The 20828-nt window shown below is 68.3% G+C and carries 25 protein-coding genes; 13 read left to right on the top strand and 12 right to left on the bottom strand.

Annotated features, from left to right (window positions below):
- Nucleotides 1-145 precede the first annotated feature (145 nt).
- The 10 genes from SK803_RS01880 to SK803_RS01835 all read left to right on the top strand — a co-directional run bounded on the left by SK803_RS01880 (nucleotide 146) and on the right by SK803_RS01835 (nucleotide 6225).
- The gene (locus SK803_RS01880) at nucleotides 146-433 is read left to right on the top strand and encodes a muconolactone Delta-isomerase (RefSeq protein ID WP_319963937.1); all 288 of its coding nucleotides are present in this window, start codon (nucleotides 146-148) and stop codon (nucleotides 431-433) included.
- 46 nt (nucleotides 434-479) lie between these two features.
- The gene (locus SK803_RS01875) at nucleotides 480-893 is read left to right on the top strand and encodes a hypothetical protein (protein ID WP_319963936.1); all 414 of its coding nucleotides are present in this window, start codon (nucleotides 480-482) and stop codon (nucleotides 891-893) included.
- 17 nt (nucleotides 894-910) lie between these two features.
- Complete coding sequence (locus SK803_RS01870; protein ID WP_319963935.1) at nucleotides 911-1819, top strand: LLM class flavin-dependent oxidoreductase; 909 nt, start codon at nucleotides 911-913, stop codon at nucleotides 1817-1819.
- Nucleotides 1820-1951: 132 nt separating this feature from the next.
- Nucleotides 1952-2215 (top strand): ABC transporter permease, encoded by a 264-nt coding sequence (locus tag SK803_RS01865; protein ID WP_406601467.1) that lies wholly within the window; start codon nucleotides 1952-1954, stop codon nucleotides 2213-2215.
- Nucleotides 2216-2288: 73 nt separating this feature from the next.
- Nucleotides 2289-2660: a YciI family protein gene (locus tag SK803_RS01860; protein WP_319963933.1), complete on the top strand. Its 372-nt coding sequence runs from the start codon at nucleotides 2289-2291 to the stop codon at nucleotides 2658-2660.
- Nucleotides 2657-3853, top strand: coding sequence for an RNA polymerase sigma factor (locus tag SK803_RS01855; RefSeq protein ID WP_319963932.1), 1197 nt, complete (start codon nucleotides 2657-2659; stop codon nucleotides 3851-3853). The genes SK803_RS01860 and SK803_RS01855 overlap by 4 nt, the downstream gene beginning before the upstream one ends.
- Nucleotides 3853-4644, top strand: a complete 792-nt coding sequence (locus SK803_RS01850) for a carboxymuconolactone decarboxylase family protein (protein WP_319963931.1) — start codon at nucleotides 3853-3855, stop codon at nucleotides 4642-4644. The genes SK803_RS01855 and SK803_RS01850 overlap by 1 nt, the downstream gene beginning before the upstream one ends.
- 64 nt (nucleotides 4645-4708) lie before the next feature.
- On the top strand, nucleotides 4709-5044 hold the full coding sequence (locus SK803_RS01845) for a VOC family protein (protein WP_319963930.1): 336 nt from the start codon (nucleotides 4709-4711) through the stop codon (nucleotides 5042-5044).
- A gap of 82 nt (nucleotides 5045-5126) precedes the next feature.
- Nucleotides 5127-5801, top strand: a complete 675-nt coding sequence (locus SK803_RS01840) for a DUF4328 domain-containing protein (protein ID WP_319963929.1) — start codon at nucleotides 5127-5129, stop codon at nucleotides 5799-5801.
- Nucleotides 5802-5811: 10 nt separating this feature from the next.
- A complete protein-coding gene (locus tag SK803_RS01835) occupies nucleotides 5812-6225 on the top strand; it encodes a MarR family winged helix-turn-helix transcriptional regulator (RefSeq protein WP_319963928.1) in 414 nt (137 codons plus the stop codon).
- Here SK803_RS01835 and SK803_RS01830 read toward each other — a convergent pair.
- A complete protein-coding gene (locus tag SK803_RS01830; RefSeq protein ID WP_319963927.1) occupies nucleotides 6209-7150 on the bottom strand; it encodes an NmrA/HSCARG family protein in 942 nt (313 codons plus the stop codon). The two genes, SK803_RS01835 and SK803_RS01830, sit on opposite strands and share 17 nt — an antisense overlap.
- A 32-nt stretch (nucleotides 7151-7182) precedes the next feature.
- Nucleotides 7183-7551, bottom strand: coding sequence for a winged helix-turn-helix transcriptional regulator (locus SK803_RS01825; RefSeq protein ID WP_319963926.1), 369 nt, complete (start codon nucleotides 7549-7551; stop codon nucleotides 7183-7185).
- Nucleotides 7552-7647: 96 nt separating this feature from the next.
- Between SK803_RS01825 and SK803_RS01820 the strand changes: the two genes are divergently transcribed.
- The gene (locus SK803_RS01820) at nucleotides 7648-8034 is read left to right on the top strand and encodes a RidA family protein (RefSeq protein ID WP_319963925.1); all 387 of its coding nucleotides are present in this window, start codon (nucleotides 7648-7650) and stop codon (nucleotides 8032-8034) included.
- A 28-nt stretch (nucleotides 8035-8062) separates the two neighbouring features.
- Here SK803_RS01820 and SK803_RS01815 read toward each other — a convergent pair whose 3' ends face one another.
- Genes SK803_RS01815 through SK803_RS01805 form a run of 3 tightly spaced genes read right to left on the bottom strand, consistent with a single transcriptional unit; the run spans nucleotide 8063 to nucleotide 9676 of the window.
- Complete coding sequence (locus tag SK803_RS01815; RefSeq protein WP_319963924.1) at nucleotides 8063-8497, bottom strand: hypothetical protein; 435 nt, start codon at nucleotides 8495-8497, stop codon at nucleotides 8063-8065.
- Nucleotides 8494-8859 carry a hypothetical protein gene (locus tag SK803_RS01810; protein WP_319963923.1) on the bottom strand — a complete coding sequence of 122 codons (366 nt, stop codon included), beginning with the start codon at nucleotides 8857-8859 and terminating at the stop codon, nucleotides 8494-8496. The genes SK803_RS01815 and SK803_RS01810 overlap by 4 nt, the downstream gene beginning before the upstream one ends.
- A gap of 40 nt (nucleotides 8860-8899) precedes the next feature.
- Nucleotides 8900-9676, bottom strand: coding sequence for a Tat pathway signal sequence domain protein (locus SK803_RS01805; RefSeq protein WP_319963922.1), 777 nt, complete (start codon nucleotides 9674-9676; stop codon nucleotides 8900-8902).
- Between the two features lie 167 nt (nucleotides 9677-9843).
- Between SK803_RS01805 and SK803_RS01800 the strand changes: the two genes are divergently transcribed.
- On the top strand, nucleotides 9844-10872 hold the full coding sequence (locus SK803_RS01800) for an NAD(P)/FAD-dependent oxidoreductase (protein WP_319963921.1): 1029 nt from the start codon (nucleotides 9844-9846) through the stop codon (nucleotides 10870-10872).
- On the opposite strand, the gene SK803_RS01795 is transcribed toward SK803_RS01800, so the two are convergent.
- The 7 genes from SK803_RS01795 to SK803_RS01765 all read right to left on the bottom strand — a co-directional run bounded on the left by SK803_RS01795 (nucleotide 10869) and on the right by SK803_RS01765 (nucleotide 19683).
- Nucleotides 10869-11375, bottom strand: a complete 507-nt coding sequence (locus tag SK803_RS01795) for an SRPBCC domain-containing protein (protein WP_319963920.1) — start codon at nucleotides 11373-11375, stop codon at nucleotides 10869-10871. The two genes, SK803_RS01800 and SK803_RS01795, sit on opposite strands and share 4 nt — an antisense overlap.
- Before the next feature lie 79 nt (nucleotides 11376-11454).
- Nucleotides 11455-12528, bottom strand: coding sequence for a S1 family peptidase (locus SK803_RS01790; RefSeq protein ID WP_319963919.1), 1074 nt, complete (start codon nucleotides 12526-12528; stop codon nucleotides 11455-11457).
- Between the two features lie 10 nt (nucleotides 12529-12538).
- The gene (locus SK803_RS01785; protein ID WP_319963918.1) at nucleotides 12539-15253 is read right to left on the bottom strand and encodes an AbfB domain-containing protein; all 2715 of its coding nucleotides are present in this window, start codon (nucleotides 15251-15253) and stop codon (nucleotides 12539-12541) included.
- Between the two features lie 7 nt (nucleotides 15254-15260).
- Nucleotides 15261-16229 (bottom strand): ABC transporter permease, encoded by a 969-nt coding sequence (locus SK803_RS01780; protein ID WP_319963917.1) that lies wholly within the window; start codon nucleotides 16227-16229, stop codon nucleotides 15261-15263.
- On the bottom strand, nucleotides 16226-17182 hold the full coding sequence (locus SK803_RS01775) for an ABC transporter permease (RefSeq protein ID WP_319963916.1): 957 nt from the start codon (nucleotides 17180-17182) through the stop codon (nucleotides 16226-16228). Before SK803_RS01775 ends, SK803_RS01780 begins: the two co-directional genes overlap by 4 nt.
- Nucleotides 17139-18653 carry a sugar ABC transporter ATP-binding protein gene (locus SK803_RS01770; protein WP_319963915.1) on the bottom strand — a complete coding sequence of 505 codons (1515 nt, stop codon included), beginning with the start codon at nucleotides 18651-18653 and terminating at the stop codon, nucleotides 17139-17141. Before SK803_RS01770 ends, SK803_RS01775 begins: the two co-directional genes overlap by 44 nt.
- On the bottom strand, nucleotides 18643-19683 hold the full coding sequence (locus tag SK803_RS01765) for an ABC transporter substrate-binding protein (protein WP_319963914.1): 1041 nt from the start codon (nucleotides 19681-19683) through the stop codon (nucleotides 18643-18645). Before SK803_RS01765 ends, SK803_RS01770 begins: the two co-directional genes overlap by 11 nt.
- 123 nt (nucleotides 19684-19806) lie before the next feature.
- Here SK803_RS01765 and SK803_RS01760 point away from each other — a divergent pair, with 123 nt between their 5' ends.
- Nucleotides 19807-20799, top strand: a complete 993-nt coding sequence (locus tag SK803_RS01760) for a LacI family DNA-binding transcriptional regulator (protein ID WP_319963913.1) — start codon at nucleotides 19807-19809, stop codon at nucleotides 20797-20799.
- The last annotated feature ends 29 nt before the right edge of the window (nucleotides 20800-20828 follow it).

Here is a 20828-nt window from a genome sequence, read left to right as displayed (position 1 = left end):
ACGAACCTCAGCAGGCGCATCGCGTCACCAGATGATCGCCCGCGGTGGTGGACAACGCGAGTGCCGCCGTGGCTTCGATCGCCGCGGTGGCGGGTATTCCCTGCCACGACGACGGCGATCTGGCCCCTCAACCAGGAGGTGACCCGTGCTCTTCCACGTGCGGATGGACGTTTCCCTGCCACACGACCTCGATCCGAACCGCCGCGCCGAACTCGTCGCAGCGGAGCAGGATCGGATGTTGGAGCTGCAAAAACTCGGCGTGTGGCCGCACCTGTGGCGGATCGTCGGGCAGTCCGGCAACATCAGCGTCTTCGACGTGCCGTCCAACGACGAGTTGCACGCGTTCCTGTCGTCGTTGCCGCTGTGGGAGTTCATGAGGGTCGAAGTGACGCCACTGGCGCAGCACCCCTCCGATCTGGCGGCTCAACCATGACCGGCACGATTTACCGCTGACCAACCGCCCCGCGCCACCGTGGGGCATGCGCAAAGTCATGTTGATCCTGCCCGCCGTGGTGCTCTCCGCACTGGCCGCGGTCGGCACCGCCCAGGCCGAGTCCGCGCCGGGCTGTGCGGGCACCGTGCAGATCGGCTCCACCGGGTACGTGATGAAGGGCAGCACGGTCCTCGCCTCGGTGAAGCAGTTCAAGGGCTGCGGCAAGAACTGGGCCTACACCTACGTGTGGGATTCGCACGCGTCCAAGCCGGGCAGCTTCTTCTCCAGTGCCACCATGGTCGTCAACGGCGACCGCGACTACGGCAGCAACGTCAACGGCACCAACAAGCAGAACGTCTGGTCCAAGGGCACGAACACGCTCACCAAGTGCACCAGGGCTTACGGCGAGGTGTGGGGCGACGGCGGCGTCTACTGGGGACAAACGGACGAGCGCTGCTAGCTCGTACTCTGGCAGGTATGGGGATTCGCCTGTCGGTGCTGGACACGTCTCCGATCGTCCAGGGCTCGACACCGCGGCAGGCGCTGCTCAACACGGCCGACCTCGCGGAGCTGGCGGAGGAGCTGGGGTTTCACCGGTACTGGGTGCCGGAACACCACGGCATGCGCGGGGTCGCCAGCTCCTCCCCCGCCGTGCTCGTCGGACATCTGGCGACACGCACCGAACGCCTGCGCGTCGGGGCCGGTGGCGTGCTGCTGCCGAACCACCCGCCGCTCGTGGTGGCCGAGCAGTTCGGCACGCTCGCGGCGCTGCACCCCGGCCGCATCGACCTCGGTGTCGGCCGGGCGCCGGGTGGGGCGCCGCACGTGGTGTCCGCGTTGCGGCGGAGTTCCGCGCCCTACCGCGAGCAACTGGAAGAGCTGCGGGCGTTGCTCGACCCCGCGGGCACCGTCGCGGTGCCGGTGCAGGGCGGGAACGTGCCGCGGCTGTGGCTGCTCGGCTCGTCGCCCGGCACGGCTGCGCTGGCCGAGGAGCTGGGCGTGCCGTTCGCGTTCGCCCGGCACCTCAGCCCCGGCCAGACCTGCAACGCCGACCTGGTCAGCGTGTCGGTGATCTGCGCGGAGGACGACGAACGGGCCGAGTGGCTGGCCGGGCCGATCAGGGCCAAGGTGCGCAGCCGCGGCGAAGGCAACCGGATCCTGTTGCCCAGCCCCGAGGACACGCCCGCGCAGCCCGACGACGGCCGCGTGCTGGTCGGCGGGCCGGAGACGATCACGCGCAGGCTCCAGGCGGTGCTCGACGAGACCGGCACCGAGGAGCTGATGATCACCACACCCGTCCACCACCACGCGGACCGCCGTCGCAGCTACGAGCTGATCGCGTCGATCAGTGGCTCGCTGACGCCCGCTGGTAGAGCGGTGCCGTGATCTTCCAGGAGAACTGCGGTCCGCCCAGGTGGCGGACGTCGTCGATCCGGAAGCTCTGGGTGTTCACGCCGACCACCACGCCACCGCTGATCCTGGGGCCACCACTGGAGCCGCCGCCCATGTCGCACGGCGCTGGGCGCCAACCGGGGTCAGGTGCGCACGCAGTTCCTGACCGAGTCGGTCGTGCTGTGCGTGCTCGGTGGCGTGGCCGGGGTGCTGCTCGGGCTCGCTGGGACGGCCGGGTACGCGTTCGCGCACGGCTGGCCTGCGGTGATCCCGATCGAGATGGTCGGGGCCGGGCTGGGTGCGGCCGTGGTGACCGGCGTGGTCGCGGGCGTGTGTCCGGCGGTCAGGGCGTCGCGGCTGACCCCGACGGAGGCGCTCGCCGCGCCGTGAGAAACATTGCGTGCTCGAATGTCGAGATCCAGAGACCTCGTTCGTCCTCGGAACGACGACTGGAGGGCACGCAATGCACTACATGTTCCTGATCTACAACTGCGAGGACCGGCCGAAGCCCGGTGATCCGCGGTTCGAGGACATCCTAACGCGGGTCAACGCGTTCGCCGACGAGTGCCGGCGCCGGGGCGTGTACGTGTCCGGTGACCCGCTCAAGCCCGTCAGCACCGCGACCACCGTGCGGGTGCAGGCGGGCAAGGCGATGCTGACGGACGGGCCGTTCGCCGAGACCCACGAGCACCTCGGCGGGTACTACCTGCTCAACTGCCGCGACCTGGACGAGGCGCTGGAGCTGGCGGAGATGTGCCCGCAGGCGCAGTTCGGCAGCACGATCGAGGTGCGCCCGGTCGACCACATCCCCGGCCTCAACCACGGGGTGGCATGAGCGACCTCGCGTCGGCCGCGGTCGAACGGGTGTACCGCGAGCACCGGACCCGGATGCTCGCGGCGCTCGTGCGGGTGCTGGGCGACTTCGAGCTGGCCGAGGACGCGCTGCAGGAGGCGTGCTCGCAGGCGTTGCGGAAGTGGCCGCGCTCGCGGGTGCCGGACGACCCGTTCGCCTGGCTGCTCACCGTCGCCCGCAACCACGCCGTGGACCGGCTCCGGCATGCTCGGATGGCGCGCACGAAGCTGCCGGAGCCGCCACCGGACGTGGTCACCGTGACCGAGAAGCAGCTCGTCGACCTCGGCGACGAACGGCTGAGCCTGATCTTCACCTGCTGCCACCCGGCGCTGGCCGAGGAGTCGCGGGTGGCGCTGACGCTGCAGGCCGTCGCCGGGTTCACCGCGGCGCAGATCGCGCGGACGTTCCTCGTGGCCGAACCCGCCCTGGCCCAGCGGCTGGTCAGGGCCAAGCGCAAGATCCGCGACGCCGGCATCACCTTCGAGGTGCCCGCCGACCACCTGCTGCCCGAACGTCTGCAGGGCGTGCTCGCGGTGCTCTACCTGATCTTCACGCGGGGGTATACGACATCGGACGGGGAGTTGCGTGCGGAGGCGCTGCGGCTCGGCAAGCTCGTCGCGGCGTTGATGCCCGACGAACCGGAGGCGCACGGGCTGGTCGCGTTGATGCTGCTGCACAACTCCCGCAGCGCGGCCCGGCTCTCGTCCGGCGGTGACGTCGTGCTGCTCGCGGACCAGGACCGGACGCTCTGGAACGTCGACGAGATCTCCGAGGGCATGGCGCTGCTCGACCGTGCGCTGCGGTTCGGCTCACCAGGCCCGTACGTGCTGCACGCCGTGATCGCCGCGCTGCACGCGCAAGATCCCGTCGACTGGCCTCGCGTGGTCGCCCTGTATTCCGAACTTCTCGCTGTGGCACCGACTCCGGTCATCGAGCTCAACCACGCGGTCGCCGTCGCGATGGCCGAGGGACCTCTCGCGGGCCTGAAGCTGATCGACCGCATCACCGGCCTCGGCGAGTACCACCTGCTGCACTCCGCCCGCGCCGACCTGCTGCGCCGCCTCGACCGGCGCGACGAAGCCGTTGCCGCGTACCGGCTTGCCCACGACCTGGCGACCAGTCCCGCCGATCGGCGCTTCCTCGCCGGGCGCCTGCGTTCCCTGGAGGTCTCCTGATGCGACTCGCCGTGCTCGACCGCGGCCACCACCTGCCCGCGCGGATGTTCTTCGGCCTCACCTCGCTGGTCTCGCGGGTACCGATGTCCGACGTGCCGAAAACCCTGTTGTACCGCCCCGATTTCTTCGGTGCGGTGTTCCTCGACCTGAGCGCGAAGGCAATGCGCGGGCCGTCGTTCTGGACGGCGGGCCAACGCGAGTACATGGCCATGCGCACGGCAGAGCGGTTGCAGTGCCCGTACTGCGCGGTCACGCACACCGAACTGGTCCAGATCGCCGGTGATCCTTCGCCGTTGCGGCCGGAACTGGTTGCCGCGCTGGCGTTTCTCGACGATCTGACACCGCCCTCGGGTCTGCCGCACGATGCCGCCGTGGACGCGCTGAACGTCAGCCTGATCTGGCAGGTGGTGAACCGGCTCGCCAACGCGTTCGGGTTCGAGCTGCTGCCCGGCCAGCTGGAGTCCGGAACCCGCTCGCTGCACCGCTTCGGCTACCGCTTCCCCGGTTTCCTGACGGGCAAGGGCGTGGGCACTCCCGACTCGCTGCGCCACGCCGTGCTGGAAGCTCCCGCGCACACCTCTGCCGAACTCCGGCAGGCCGCCGCGGCCGGTGATGCCTGGGGTTCTTACGCGGCAACGGTTCGCACGGCCTCCTACCGCATCACCTCGGACGACGTCGCCCGGTTGAAGCAGGACCACACCGAGGACGAGATCTTCGAGGTGACCGTCGCCGCCGCCGTTGGCGCCGCTCTCGACCACTACGACACGGGCCGGAAAATTCTCGGCGGCTGATGTCGAGTTCCGGCCCGTCCGCTCGTCCTTCGCTCAAAGCACGACAACCGAAGGAGCGATCGAGATGTCCGGACAGGTCAACTGGTTCGAGCTGCCCGCCGACGACACGGCACGGGCGCGGGCGTTCTACGCAGGCGTGTTCGGCTGGGAAACCAGCCCGATGGGCGAGGACTACCACTTCATCACCAACGGTGCGTCGGGTGCCATCGCGGCCAAGGACGCGCAGCTCACCCAGCCGCGCATCTACTTCCACACCACGGACATCGACGCGTCCGTCCGCAAGGTCGCCGAGCTCGGCGGCAAGAGCGAGGACGTGCAGACCGTGCCGGACGTCGGCCGCATCGCGCACTGCTCTGACGACCAGGGCACGCCGTTCAGCCTCTACGAACCCCAGAGCTGAGTCACAGGGCTGAGTTGCCGAGTGGCCCGTCCTCGCGGGCGGGCCACTCAACATTCCCGGGGGTTGGACGCGTCTGACGTGCATGGGGCACTTCAGACCCGTGCGAGGCCTCGGTCTCGCTGCGTCCGTTCTCGTCGGACTCGTCGCCCTCGGCAACATCGCCGAGGCGGCGGTCGGCTGGTTCACCTGTTCGACCGTCAGCGACTACCGGGCCGGCACCGCGATGCGCGCCGATCTGAGGACCGTCGACCAGGTCAACGCCCTCATCGACTGGCCGCTGACCCTGCTCGCACTCGTCGCGATCGTCGTGTTCATCATGTGGCTGTACAACGCGCGTATCAACGCCGAGCGCCTGACGCACGCCGACGAACACCGTCACACTCGTCTGTGGGTCTGGCTGGGCTGGTTCGTGCCGGTCGTGAACCTCTGGTTCCCCAAGCTCGTCGTCGACGACATCTGGCGGGCCAGCGATCCCCTGCAACAGGAAGTACCGCTGCGACAACGCGTGCAGTCCAGGACGACCACCCGCTGGTGGACCGCCTACATCCTGATGTGGCTCTTCGACCTGGCATACGTGCGGTTCTTCGAGAACGGCCGGTTGACGACCGAGTCCTTCCAGATCGCCGCGATCCTCAGCACCATCAGCGCCGCCGTCGGCGTCGTCGCCGCCGTCCTCGCCGTGCAGGTGGTGCACCGGATCTCGGACTTCCAAAGCACTCCGCTCAGTCCTCTTCGGACTGACCCGCTGCCGGGATAACATGCTCGGCATGTCGGACATCGGCGTGCTCTCCGCGCATCTGCTCTCGGGCTTCCACAAGGAGCTCTTCACCCGCCTGTCCGAGGCGGGCCACGAGCACCTGCGCCCACGCCATGGCGCGATCATGGCCTACATCGCCCCCGACGGCACCCGCGCGAGCGAGCTGTCCGAACGCTCCGGCCAGCACAAGCAGGTCGTGGGCACGCTGATCGACGAGCTGGAGCGCCTCGGCTACGTCGTCCGCCGGCCCGATCCCGCGGACCGGCGGGCGAAGCTGGTCGTGCCGACAGAACTGGGCCGCGACCAGATGGTCCAGGCCAGGAAGATCATCGCCGACATCGAGGACCGGCTGGCCCGTCAGGTCGGGCTCGAGCGGTTCGCCGAGTTCAAGAAGGTGTTCGCGGAGATCACTGGCCGGCCGTGATCTCCTCGCGGTGCAGCGAGAGGAACTCCTTGAGCGTCAGCCAGGTGGGCACGATCTCGCGGGTCAGCCCGGCGTCGCGGCGCGGCAGGATGTGGTCGGAGAACTCCGCGTAGTACTGGAACATGTTGCCCAGCTCCGCCGCCGCCGGGAAGCCGAGCGCACGGAAGTCGTTGTGGGACATGGGCTCGTACCGCACGGTCTCACCCAGCACCTCGCTGAACGCCTCCGCCACCTGCTCGCCGGTCAGGTGCTCGGAGCCCAGCCCGATCGTGTGCCCGATGGTCTCGGACGGCCGCTTGAGCACGCTCACGATCGCCTTGCCGATGTCCTCGGAGGCAATGCCGGAGATCTTGCTCTCCCCCATCGGCAACGACAGCGTCAGCGCACCGCCGGCCGCGCGGTGCGGCGCCATGTCACGCAGCAAGTTGTTCCAGTAGAACGACATCCGTACGTACGTCGTCGGCAGCCCGGCCTGCTCGAACAGCGCGTCCGCCTCGCCACCCTTCACGTCGAAGTGCGGCACCTTGTACTTCTCGTCGAGCGTCGGCATCCGGTCGTCGTCGAGTGAGATCACCTCGCGGGTGTCCTCCAGCGTCGACCACACGACGTGCCGCAGGCCCTTGGCCGCCTCGACGAGGTTCGTGACCTCTTCCAGCTCCTTGGCCGCCGACATGTGCGTGAAGAACGGCGTCACCAGGTACGCCCCGTACGCGCCGTCGAACGCCCTCCGCAGGCTGTCGACGTCGTACAGGTCGGCGGCGACGACCTCGGCCCCCAGTTCGGCGAGCTTCTTCGCGGCGGCCGACTCGGTGTCGCGGGTGAGCGCGCGCACCGCGAACTCCCCGTCAGCCAGCAACGCCCGTGCGACCGCCCCGCCCTGCTCGCCGGTCGAACCCACCACAGCAATGATCTTCTTCTCGGTCATGCCTCCACCATATAGTCACTATCGAGTGACTATCAAGAAGAGTGACCAAAGCGACTCCGCGCCTCCTCGATCTCACTCAGATACCGCGTCGTCCAGGCGCACATCGCGTCGACGGTCGCCCGCAACGCCTGGCCAGGCTCGGTCAGCGTGTAGTCGACGCGCGGGGGCACGGTCGGATGCACGACCCTCGTCACCAACCCGTTGCGCTCCAACAGCCGCAGGTTCTGGGTCAGCATCTTGTGACTGATGCCGTCGACCTCGGTCTTCAGCTCGGTGAAGCGCTTCGTGGAGTCGCCGATGGTCTCGACGATCAGCAGCGCCCACTTGTTGGCGATGTCCGAGAAGATCTCGCGCGCCAGCGAATCCGCGCGGGCCAGATCCCCGCTGAGCTGCTTGCTCACCTTTTGGTTCCTCGCTCACGAAAAAGTGCGTTCTTCCAGGTCGAGGCCCACTCTCCTACGGTTACCGAGTAACCACAAGAGAGCAGGAAGAGGGCCATGATCACGCTCATCAACTCCGACGAGCTGCCGAAGATCGACGTCTACCACCACGTCGCCGTCGCCACCGGGTCGAAGACCGTCTACCTGGCAGGCCAGGTCGCCTGGGACACCGAACCGGACCTCGCCACGCAGGTCGAGCAGGCCTATGTGAACGTGCACACCGCGCTCAAGGCCGCGGGCGCGACGTTCAGCGACCTCGCGAGGGTCAGGATCTACGTCGTCGACTGGACGCCGGACAAGATGCCGGAGCTGCTCAAGGGCATCGAGAACGCCATGACCCGGCTCGGCGAGACCTCGAAGGCGCCCGCCGCGCTCATCGGGGTGCAGGCGCTGGACGTGCCGGAGCACCTCGTCGAGATCGAGGCGACGGCCGTGATCGACTGATTCGCCAGGACCGGGTGAGCGCTGCTGATCAGCAGAACTCCGCGAGACCGTCGGTCACCCCGATCGACACGGTGGTACGCCCGGCCGGACTGTGCCGGTCGGGCCCGTACTCCGGCAACAGGGTCTTGGCAGCCCTGATGCTCGTGTCGTAGGCGCGGACGTGCTGGGCGCACCCGCACTGGTGGTTCAGCGGAGCAAGACACGCGAAAAGGGACCGCAACCGTTCGACGTCCTCGGCCCCGACAACGGCCGACCACACCATGACGTCTTCTTCCTCACCGAACACCACGAAGTCGTCGTAGCTGAACGCCCGAAGCTCGCCGATGTCACAGGCCGCGCAGAACAGCACGCGCTTGTAGTCGTGCATCCGCTCGTGCGGTCCGCGCTCGTGGATGCCGATGACGACTTCCTGTTCGCCCTGGCAGATCAGGCAGTTGTCCGACGGCACGTGCCTCAGGCTCATCTGCGCATGCTGATCAGCAGAGCCAGCCCGGCCGACAGCGCGATCACCGCCGCCGCGATGAGCTGGTTGAGCCAAACGGCCCAAAGCCCGCCGTCTCCCGCCCGCAGCGCCACGATGATCAGCCACAGCGCGAGAGCGATCGACAACGGCTGGACGAACGGCACGTCCAACGGCGCCATCGCCCGCACCATGCCGAGCAGCATCAGCACGACGGCCAGCCCCATGGACCACCAGTAGGGCCGGAAAGCGTGCGTGGCCGCGCTGAAGTGCAGGACCGGTGGCGCGGCGATCAGCCACACGCCGGCCAGAAAGGCGGCGACACCGGCCCTGCTCTCGACGGTTCGTCCGTGCAGATCCCCCACGCGAGTAATTCTCACCTCCGAACGGCCGTCAGGGAACACCTCATTCGTTCCGGTACGCCTTCATGTTCCGCAGCAACAGATAGGTGTCCTGCAGTTGCGCTGAGTCGCTGATGGACCGGTAGATGCCCCACTTCGGATGCGCCTGGTCACCGCCCAGCCACATGTCGATGCCGGTGCGCGACGCGTTGACCACGGTGGTGCCGCTGTCCTTCAACGCGAACCGCGCGCTGCCCGAGTCGCCGACCTTGATCTCGATCTCCACGTCGATCCACTTGTTGCGCAGCGGTGCCAGCGCGGTGCTGCCGAGTTTCGACTGTCCCGCGCCGAAGAGCCGCAGCTCGATGGACTCGGTGGAACCGGAGCGGAACAACGACACCGTGATCACCGGTGAGGCGACCCCGGTGTGCTTGACCTGGAAGATGTGCGTGAAGCTGGTGGTGCCCTTCAACGAGCTCGGCATGTACATCTGGTAGTTGAAGCGCCAGGTCTCGTTCTTCTTCATGTCCTGGCGGCTGCCGTTCTTCTGGATCGCGCGCACCTCGTTGCGCTGCCGGTCCGAACCGTCCCGATCGGACTTGTGCATCACGAACCGGTACTGGTCCTGCTCCGCGAAGATGTGCGTGGCGGACGGGTGGGAGTTCGAGCGGTCGTCCTCGATGCCCACGAACGCCTTGAGCCCGTCGACACCCGGATTCGGGCCCCACTTCTCCGTGAACGCGGTTGCTCCTACCTCTGCGGACGCGACACCGGCCGCGAACGGCGTCGCCGCGATGGCGAGCGCCCCTCGCATCGCCGTGCGGCGGTTGAACAGCTCCATCGGCTCCTCCTCGAACCAGGGCGGCGGTTCGAGGCGGCGGTACCCACCACGATCGCGACAGACCTCCGACGTGTCAAGGGCTCAGGTTTGTGGAGGAACCGTGCAGATCCGGTGAAGGTGTTGCCGGGAAACGGGAATCGCCCGGTGGACCAGTTCTACGGTCAGGCATGGACACCGTGGACGTGCTCGTCGTCGGCGCAGGGCTGGCCGGGCTCAACACCGCCCGCCTGCTCGCCGAAGCAGGCCTCGACGTGGCGGTTTGTGAACGCAGGACCAGCCTCGACACCGGCATCCGCACCACGGGCATCTTCGTCCGGCGCACCCTCACCGACTACGAGCTGTCACACCTCGGACCTGCCGTGCGGCGAGTGCTGCTCTACCCGCCGTCGCTCGAGGAACCGGTCGAACTGGTCAGCGATCGCGACGAGTTCCGGGTCGGCGACATGGCGGGCATCTACGCCCAGGCGGTGAAGGACGCCGAACGGGCCGGCGCGCAGGTCCACCTCAACGCCGGTTATCCGCTCAAGGCGGCCAAAGCCCGGTTCACCATCGGCGCGGACGGCGCTCGCTCGACCGTCGCGAAGAAGCTCGGCCTCGACGTCAACCGGCAGCTGATCACCGGGATCGAGGAGGTCTACCCGATCAGGACCGGCTCCACGCCGACGTTCCACTGCGTCGTCGACCCGCGGCTCGCGCCCGGCTACATCGCCTGGGTGATCGACGACGGCGAGCACGCCCACGTCGGGCTGGCGGGCCGCGCCGACCGGTTCACCGCGCCACTCCCCCAGCTGCTGCGACGGTTCCGCGACAGCTTCCCGACACCGGAACCCGCCGGGCCGGTCCAGCGCCGGGGCGGGCCGATTCCGGTCGGCGGGCTGCTGCGCAACATCGTGTCACCGCAAGGTCTGCTGGTCGGCGACGCGGCGGGCGCGGTCTCCCCGCTCACCGCCGGCGGGCTCGATCCGTGCATGCGGATGTCCGAGCTCGCCGCCACGGTCACGTTCGACTACCTGCGCAGCGGCAACAAGTACGTGCTGGAGCACTACGGCGCGGCGCTGCGACGCCGCTACCTCATCCGATCGACGATGCGGCGCGGTCTGTCGCTCGTCCGTCAGCCGAGCCTCGCCGAGCTGGCGTTCACCGGGCTGCGCACGCCACTCGGGAAGGCCGCGGCCAAGCGGATTCTGTTCACCTAAGACGATTCGGCAGCTCGCTTGAGAGCAGCGTTCTCCGCCTGCATGCCGTCGCGCATCGCCTTGCCCATGAAGTGGTTCGCCCCGCCGGACAGCACGCCGTCGATCAGCAGCTCGTTGGACACCAGCACGGTTCCGTCGGCCTGCGACGTGAGCGTCCGGCAACGCTGGCCGTAGACGAACCAGGCGTTCCAGCCCGCGTCCTTCCAGCAGAACCGCTGACCGGGCACGCCGTTGAGCACGGTGTGCTTCGCCGCCATGGTGACCGAGCCGAGGATCACGTCGACCTTCACCTCGTCACCCGGTGAGGTGCCGCCCACGGCCTTGGTCACCCAAGGGTTCCAGCGCGAGTAGCCGGAGAAGTCGGTGATCAGCCCGTAGATCCGCTCCTGAGGTGCCGAGATGACGGTGTCGACGCGGTAGACCACCGAGTGTTCACCGGGTTCCCGGGGATCCAGCGGGGAACCGCTCACCACCATCACGAGCACCAGACCGGCTGCCAGCACGTGACCACCTCAGAGAAAGATCCGCCGGGACACAGACGTGAAGAAAATACGCGTCTGTGTCCCGGCGGTCATCGGCCGATCAGGCGGTCAGCAGCGTCAACCCGTAAACACGCAGGATCTCGTTGACGGGCTGGAACCACGTGCGGCCACCGCTCGAGCAGTTGCCGTACCCACCGGACGTCACGCCCTGCGCCTGGTCACCGGTGATGAACGAGCCACCGGAGTCGCCCGGCTCGGCGCACACGCTGGTGCCGACCATCTCGTAGACCGCGCCCTGCTGGTAGTTCACGGTCTCGTTGCGGCCCTGGACGACGCCGCAGTGCCAGTGCGTGGTCGAGCCCGACCGGCACACCGAGGTACCGGGCGGGGCCTCCCACGAGCCGCGCACCAGGGCGTCGCTCACCTGGCCCCAGCCGAGCACGACCGGCACGTTCCACCAGCCGCCGCCGGTGCGGACCCAGCCGTAGTCGTTGGTGGGGAAGGAAGAGCCGACGAACTCGCCCTGCCACGACCGGTCCCAGCCGTAGACGTTCCAGGCGCCGACGTTGCAGTGCCCGGCGGTGACGTAGCCGCCGTGCACGGAGAAGCCGATCGAGCAGCGGACGTTGCCCGTGTAGAACGGGTCACCGCCGACGGTGCCGGCCGCGAACGGCTGCGGCCGCTGCACGCCCTCGGTGTTGACGACGACGTCCTCGGGCAGCCCCGAGAGGTCGGCACCCGGCAGGGCGTCGACCACCACGGCGCCGCGCTGGACGTCGACCCGCCACCCGGCGACGTCCTTCGACACCGAACCGGCCTTCGACAGTCTGTCGATGCCGTTCTTCACCGCGTTCAACGACGCGAAGGTCTTCGTCCGCAGCACCGGCTGGGCGCCCGCGGCCTTGACCGCGTCGGCCTTCGCCGGGTCGGTCACCGCGACCTGCAGCTCGCCGTCGGCGAACCAGCTGCCGCCGTACGCGTCGGCGGCGGCTTCCTGGGCGGCGGGCGCGATCTTCAGCGCCACCTTCTCGTCGCGGATCCTGGTCAGCGCCTGCGCGGCGGTGATGCCGAAGTCGCGGCTCATGGCGTCGACGACTTCCGTCGACGCCGCCGCGGCAGGGACGGTGATCGTGCTCAGCACGATCGCGGACACGGAAACTATGCGTAGCAGCATGTTTTCTCTCCTACGGTGCCCAAGGTGAGCTCACGGCCCAGCTCACGTCTTGGTTGTACGAGGCAGGGTTGTCGTACGTGTGCGCGCCGCCGTTCGAGGCGACCCAGACCTCCTCCAGGTAGTGCCGGATGTTGGTGCCGAGCTCGTTGACCGACTCCAGCCGCACGCCGCCGGTGCCCGGCTGGGCGCAGAACGTGGCGTCACGGCGGAACAGGTCGGTGTTGTCGTTGGTGCCCAGGCGAACGCGGAAGTCGGCGTGCCGCAGGAAGTTGCCGGGGAGGTTGCGGGACTCGAGCGAGTAGCAGGTCGGGTCGGCGAGACCGCGCCTGATGACGAACGTCGAGTCGCCCTTCAGCAGGCCGTCGCTCGTGCTCGTCACGACGTCCGTGCGCGCCAGGCTTTCGCGGTGCCGCAGGTAGCGGTCCGTGAAGCCGGGCGTGGTCACCCGGAACGACCTGGCCTGGTCGACCGGCAGGTCCGCGCCGCTGTGCCACAACGCGACGCCGATCGCCCACGTGGTGTCCGCGGCGAACGAGTTCGGTGTGTCCCAAGGGTTCGGGCCGCCGGAGCGCGCCAGGTACACGCTCTCGTTGTAGTGCCGGACGAACTGCCCGCGCAGGTTGTACGACTCCAGCGCGGTGCCGCCGGAGCCTTCCCGCGCGCAGAACGTGGCGTCGGCGGCGATCGTGCCGTTGTTCACGTCCGTGCGGATGCGTCCGTTGCTGTGCCTGAGGAACTGGCCGGGGAAGTTCCGCGACTCGAACGAGTAGCAGGCCGCGTCGGCGAGACCGGGACGCACGTGGAAGGTGGCGTCCAGCCTGCCCAGGTCCGTGCTGATCACGTCGGTGCGCGCGAGGCTGTCCTGATGGCGCAGGTACCGGTCGGTGTAGCCGGTGGTGGTGACGCGCAACGACGCCAGGTCGTCCGGGCCCACCGCGATGCCCTTCGCGACCGCCAGCACCTTCTGGTTGATGTCCCGCACCCGTGCCTCGGTCATCTTCAGCACGCGCCGGTCATAGGTGTAGAAGCCGTTGACCTCGTTCTCCACGTCGTACGGTTCGGTGTAGACCGCCGCGGACAGCCCGCGCGTGTGGATCAGGCGCGCGACCTGCTTGACGATCTCCTCGTACCGCTTGGTCAGCGACTGCTCGTCCGGATACAGGGCGCCGTACGCGAATCCCGCGCCCGGCTGGTACTCGTGGCCCACGACCCTGCGGCCCAGGCCACCGAACTCGCCGAGCATCGCGACCCTGGTGGCGTCGGGAAGCCGGTTCGCCGTCGTGATCTGGTAGGCGTGGTCGTCGATGATGTCGCCGTTGCCCGGATCAGGGTCCGAGACGCAGCAGTTGGAGCCCGAGTTGTGGTTGATCAGGCGGGTGTTGTCGATCCACCGGATCAGGTTCACGATCCGGCCCGCCTCGTACTCGCCCCAGCCCTCGTTGAACGGCACCCACTGCACGATCGACGTGATGCCCTTGAGCTGGTCGATCATCCGGCGCAGCTCGGACTCGTAGTTGGCGTGCGAGTTCGGCGCCTCGTCGACCGAGTCGACGGACGGCATGTCCTGCCAGACCATCAGGCCGAGCCGGTCGGCGTGGTAGAACCAGCGCGCCGGTTCGACCTTGATGTGCTTGCGGACCATGTTGAACCCCAGTGCTTTCTGGCGTTCGAGGTCGAAGCGCAACGCCTCGTCGGTCGGCGCGGTGTAGATGCCGTCCGGCCAGTAGCCCTGGTCCAGCGTGCCGTTCTGGAAGACGAACTTCCCGTTCAGCAACGGCCGCATGACGCCGCCGACCATCGCCTTGCCGAGCGAGCGCATGCCGAAGTAGCCGGTCACGACGTCTCCGCCGGCCAGCGTCACGCGCAGGTCGTAGAGGAACGGGTCGTCCGGCGACCACAGTCTGGCGTTCGGCACCGGAACCCGCAGCAGGTTGCCGGTCGTGCCGGTCTGCCGGCCGACCACCTGTCCGCCGCTGAGGACCTCTGCGGTGACCGACTGCCCGGAGGTGCCCTGCACGACCAGGTCGAGGGCGCCCGCGCCGACGTTCGGGGTGGTGTCGAGGCGCGTGATGTTCGCGGCTCGCACCGGTTCCAGCCACACGGTCTGCCAGATGCCCGACGCCGCGGTGTAGAAGATCCCGCTCGGGTTCCGGCGCTGCTTGCCGATCGGATAACGGCTGCCGTCCACCGGTGAACTGACGCCGACGACGATCTCGTTCGCGCCGGCCTGGAGCGCGGGCGTGATGTCGAACGAGAACGCGTCGAAACCGCCGGTGTGCGTGCCGACCTGCCTGCCGTTGACCCAGACCCTCGTCTCCCAGGTCACGGCACCGAAGTTGAGCCGCACTTTCCGGCCGTTCCAGGTGGACGGAACGGTGAAGGTGCGGCGGTAGAACATGTTGTCCTCGTGCCGTTTGATGCCCGACAGCGCGGACTCGATCGGGTACGGCACGAGGACGCCCTCGGCCAGCGGCCTGCCGATGGGCGGGTTGCTCAGGTTCGGTGCCCCGGCGAACTCCCAGACACCGTTGAGGTTCTGCCACTCGGTGCGCACGAGCTGCGGGCGCGGGTACTCGGGCAGGGCGTTGGTCGGCGACGCCTGGGAGGTCCAGGGGGTCGAGAGCGGAGGGACTTTCGGTACCCACTCCACCGCGTGCGCTGTTGGCGTCAGGAAGGTAGCTGCGATCAGGGTCGAGACCAACACGCCCAGGACGCGTCTGGTCATGGCTCTCCTATCTTCGGAGTATCCGTTGCAGGACAACGACGATGAGCAGGAAGACGCCGCTGACCACCGACTGGTAGTTGCTGTCGAGCGTGCCGATCTGGTTGATGACGTTCTGGATGACCTTGATCAGGCCGACGCCGATCACCGTGCCGAGGACCGTGCCCATGCCACCGGTCAGCAGGGTGCCACCGATGACCACGACCGCGATGGCGTCCAGCTCGGTGCCGACACCGATCACCGTGACCCCGGACTGGAGATAAGCGGCGGTCAGGGCTCCGGCGAGACCCGCCAGCGTGCCGCTCGTCGTGTAGACGAGGATCTTGGTCCTGGCGACGGGAACACCCAGCAGGATCGCCGACTGTTCGGCGCCACCGGTGGCGAACACGTTCTGGCCGAAGCTCGTGCGGTTCAGGACCATTCCACCGAGAACGGCGAGCACGGCCGCGATGAAGATCGGATAGCCGAAGCCGAGCACCGTGCCCCTGCCCAGTTCGACGAACGCGCTGTCTCCCGCGATCTTGTACGTGGTGGAGCCCTCGTCGGTGATCGCGAGCAGGAGTCCGCGGGCGAACAGCAGGGACGCCAGGGTGACGATGAACGGCGCCATGTTCGTGCGGGCGATCAGCAGGCCGTTGACCAGCCCGATCAGGCCGCAGACGAGCAACGGCAGGGCCAGCGCGACCAGGAACCCGTACTGCGAGCCCCAGGCCGCCAGCACGCCGCCCAGAGCGTAGAGCGAGCCGACGGACAGGTCGATGCCGCCGGTGATGATCACGAACGTCATGCCGATCGCGATCACCGCGAGGAACGAGCCCTGCAGGGCGAGGTCGCGCAGGTTGTCGAGGCTGCCGAAGCGCGGGAACACCAGCCAGGACACCGCGACCATCAGCACGAGGGCGACGGCGGCGCCTTGGCGTTGCAGGACCTTGGTCCTCGCTGCCGCCCTGGGAACGGCGGGAGTGGTCGTGGTGATCATCGGCGCTCCCGTGCCACGTACACGGCGGCGATGATGATCGCGGCCTGGATCATCTGCGCGATCGAGTCCGGCAGGTTGTGCTTGATCAGCGTGGCCCGGACGAGCTGCATCAGGATCACGCCGAACACCGTGCCGAGCACGCGCACCTTGCCGCCGGTCAGCGGGGTGCCGCCGACGACCACCGCGGTGATCGCGGACAGTTCCATCAGCAGGCCCATGTCCGCCGGGTCGCTGGCGGCGAGCCTGGAGGTGGCCAGCACGCTGGCGACCGCCGCCAGCACGCCGCAGATGGCGTAGACGCCGACCAGCACCCGGTTGACGGGCAGCCCGGCCAGTGTCGCGGCCTTGCGGTTGCCGCCGATCGCGACGAGCTGGCGGCCGAACGTCGTGCGGTTCGTGAGACCGGCGACCAGCAGCGCCAGCAAACCCGCCAGCAGCACGCCGATCGGGATGCCGAGCACGTCGTCGGTGCCGAGCGCGAGGAAGGCCGGGTCGTGCAGCTGGACCAGCTGGCCGTTCGCGATGACCAGCGCCAGGCCACGCCCGCCCACCAGCAGGGCCAGGGTGGCGACGATCGGCTGGATGCCGACCCTGGCGACGAGGAAGCCGTTGAAGGCTCCTGCCAGCAGACCGACCACGAGCGCCATCGTGATCGCGACGAGCGGACCGGCGCCGAGGTAGAGCGGGATGATCGCGGCGGCCAGCGCCATGACCGCGCCGACGCTCAGGTCGACGCCTTCGGTGCCGATCACGAGCGCCATGCCGAGCGCGACGATCAGGACGGGTGCGGCCTGGACGAGCTGGGTGGTGAAGTTGCCCAGCGTCAGGAAGTTGGCGGTGAACAGGGCGTTGAACAGCAGCAGGACGACAACGGCGAGGTAGACACCGTTGTCCTGCAACCAGCGCGTCCTAGTGGCTGTTCTGGTGGCTGTTCTGTCGGCTGTCAGCGTCATCCATCACCTCCGCCGCGATGGCCTTGAGCACGTGTTCCCGGGTGAGCTGGGCTCCCTCCAGCTCCCCCGCGACCTCCCCGTCGCGCAGCACGACGAGCCGGTCCGCGCCGTCGAGCAGTTCGTCGAGTTCGGAGCTGATCAGCAGCACCGCCAGGCCTTCCCGCGCGAGTTCGTCGATCAGCGCCTGCACCTCCGCCTTGGCGCCGACGTCGATGCCGCGCGTGGGTTCGTCGAGCAGCAGGATCTTGGGTTCGGTGCACAACCATCTGGCCAGCAACACCTTCTGCTGGTTGCCGCCGGACAGTTCCGCGACCTTCTGCTCGGGGCTGGACACCTTGATGCGCAAACGTTTGACGAAGGTGTCGACGATCCGGTCCTGTTTGGACCTGCTGATCACGCCGAACCTGCTCAGCCTCGGCAGCGCGGCCAGCACGATGTTCTCGCGCACCGACAGGTTCGGGATGATCCCCTCCGTCTTGCGATCCTCGGCCAGCATGCTGATGCCGGCCCTGGTCGCCGCCTTCACGTTGTGCGGCACCGGTTTGCCCGCGACGAGCACGGTGCCGTGGTCCAGCGGGAGGGCGCCGATGATCGCTTTCGCGGTCTCCGTACGCCCCGATCCGAGCAGCCCGGCGAGGCCGACGACCTCGCCGGGCCGGATGGAGACGTCGACGCCCCTGATGCGCGGCCTGCTGGTCAGGCCCTGCGCTTCGAGCACGGGCTGGGCGTCGGCGTGGTGACTTTCGCCGAACGCCGTGGTGCCGTGCTTCTCGATCTCGCCGACCGATCGGCCGAGCATCAGCGAGACGAGTTCGATGCGCGGAAGTTCCTTGAGCGAACCGCTGTGCACGTTCCGCCCGTCTCTCAGGACCGTGACGGTGTCGCAGATCCGGTAGAGCTCGTCCATCCGGTGGCTGACGTAGATGATCGCGATGCCCTCCTCGTGCAGCTTGCGCACGACGTCGAGCAGCGTCTCCACCTCGCGCGGTTCGAGCGACGACGTGGGTTCGTCCATGATCACGACGTCCGCGTTCGCCTCGACCGCCCTGGCCAGCGCCACCATCTGCTGTTCGCCGACCGCGAGTGTCCCGAGTGGACTGCGCACGTCCGCCGTGATGCCGTAGCCCCGCAGCAGTTCGGAGGCTTCGGCGTCGCGGCGGGCGCGGTCGATCAGGCCGAACCGGTTGCGCGGCTCGCGGCCCAGGAACAGGTTGGCGGCCACGCTCATCAGCGGGACGAGGTTGACCTCCTGGTAGATCGTGGAGATGTGGCCGTGGCGCTCGACGCGACCGGCATCCGGGGTGTGGATGCCGGTCAGCACCTTGATCAGCGTCGACTTGCCGGCGCCGTTCTCACCGACCAGCGCGTGGATCTCGCCCCGGTGGAGCGTGAAGTCCACGTCGTCGAGTGCGCGGACGCCGGCGAAGGTCTTGGTGACGCCGGCGACCTCGATCACCGGATCAGTAGGCATTGCCGAGCTTCTGCTGGGCGTTCGTGCTGTCGTACTCGTCGTCGGAGATCACGATGTTCTGCGGGATCTCGTCGCCCTTGCCGAACTTCTCCAGCGTGTCGAACGCGAGCGGCCCGAAGCGCGGGTTCGACTCGACCACCGCGGTGTAGCTGCCGTCCACGACGAGCTGCACGGCGTTGCGCGTGCCGTCGACGGACACGACCTTGACGTCCTTGCCCGGCTGCTTGCCCGCGGCCTTGAGAGCGATGACGGCGCCGAGGCCCATCTCGTCGTTCTCGGCGTACACGGCGGTGATGTCCGGGTGGCTCTGGATCAGCTGTTCCATCACGGCCTGCCCCTTGGACCTGTCGAACTCGCCGGTCTGCTCGGCCACGACCTGCAGGCCGCTGGTGCCGGCGATCCCGTCCTTGAAGCCCTTGGTCCGGTCGGTGGTGACGTTGTTGCCCGACGCGCCGAGCAGGATCGCGACCTTGCCGGTACCACCGGTCGCCTTGATCATCTGCTGTGCGGCCCGTTTGCCCTGCTCGACGAAGTCGGAGCCGATGAACGTGAGGTAGTCGGTGCAGGGCTGCGAGGTCACCTTGCGGTCGATGGTGACCACCGGGACCTGCTTGGCCTTGGCCGCGTCGAACGCGGGCTGCAGGCCGTCGGAGTTGAGCGGCGCCACGATCAGCAGCTTCGCCCCGCGGTCGATCAACGACTTGATGTCGCTGATCTGCTTGTTGAGGTCGCTCTGCGCGTTCGTGTACAGCAGCTCGGCGCCCCGCTTCGCGGCCTCGTCCTTGATCGACTGCGTCTCCGCGGTGCGGAACGGGTTCGCCTCCTTCTCCGACTGGGAGAAGCCGACCATCGCACCCTTCACGTCGACCTGCGGGTACCCGATCTTGCTCCGCGCACAGCCAGGACCAGCGCTCTGCTGCTGCGCGGCGGACGCGGCCGGCCCACCGCTGGACGCGGTCGTGGGGCTCTCTCTACTGGTGCAGCTCGTGACGAGCAGTGCGGTGACGGCGATCAGCAGGATGCGAGACATCGTTGGCTCCTACATACACGGGCTGTGCGTGGACGCGCTCTCACCGCTAGATTTGCATCGTTGTTCCAACGATGTAAAGACCGAGAGTTCCCGGTACTTTTCCCGGTACTTCTTCTGGAGGCTGTGTTGGCCACGCTCAAGGACGTCGCCCGGCTGGCGGGCGTCTCGGTGAAGACCGTGTCGAACGTGGTCAACGGCTACTCGTTCGTCAAACCCGACAACCGCCGCCGCGTGGAAGCAGCCCTGGAGGCCACCGGCTACCGCCCCAACCTGGGCGCCCGCAACCTGCGCCGAGGCCGCACGGGCTTCATCGCACTGGTGCTACCCGAACTCTCCATCCCCTACTTCGCCGAACTGGCCGGCCTCGTGATCGCCGCCGCCCAGGAACACGAGTGGAACGTGCTCATCGAGCAGACCTTCGGCACCCTGTCCGGCGAACGCCTGGCCCTGGCCTCACTCGGCCCGCACCTGGTGGACGCCGCGATCCTGAGCCCGGAGGCGTTGCAGGCGGACGACTTCCAGCTGTCCGTCCCCGCGGTCCTGCTGGGCGAGCACGCCGTGGACGTCCCGATCTCACGCGTGGGCATCGACAACGTGGCCGCCTCCATGGCCGCCGTCCGCCACCTGATCTCGCTGGGCCGCACCCGAATAGCCGCGATCGGCGCCCACCCGCAACGCGGCACCGCCGCCCTGCGCCTGGAGGGCTACCGAGCGGCGCTGGCCGAGGCCGGCCTCGACTTCGACCCGTCGTTCGTGGTGCCCGCCCTGAACTACCACCGCGCGGACGGCGCCGCCGCGATGAAGTCGTTGCTGGACATGCGCAACCCGCCCGACGCGGTGTTCTGCTTCAACGACCTGCTGGCCATCGGGGCGATGCGGGCCGCCGCCGAGCGGTTCGTGCGGGTGCCGCGTGACCTGGCGATCGTCGGGTTCGACAACAACGAGGAGAGCGTCTACAGCTCCCCTTCGTTGACGTCGATCGCTCCGGACAAGGCTGCTATCGCTTCCGCGGCTGTCGATCTGCTGCACGCGCGGGCCGGGTCGCCCGATCTGGTGCTGGACGACGTGCAGACGCCGTTCTCGTTGCTGGTCAGGGAGAGCACGGTGGTCCGGTGACGTTCGGGCGGGGCCTTCACCGCATCACG

Origin of the sequence: Lentzea miocenica (assembly GCF_033949945.1) — a bacterium.
GTDB lineage: Bacteria > Actinomycetota > Actinomycetes > Mycobacteriales > Pseudonocardiaceae > Lentzea > Lentzea miocenica.
This window is presented reverse-complemented; position numbering and strand designations above follow the sequence as displayed.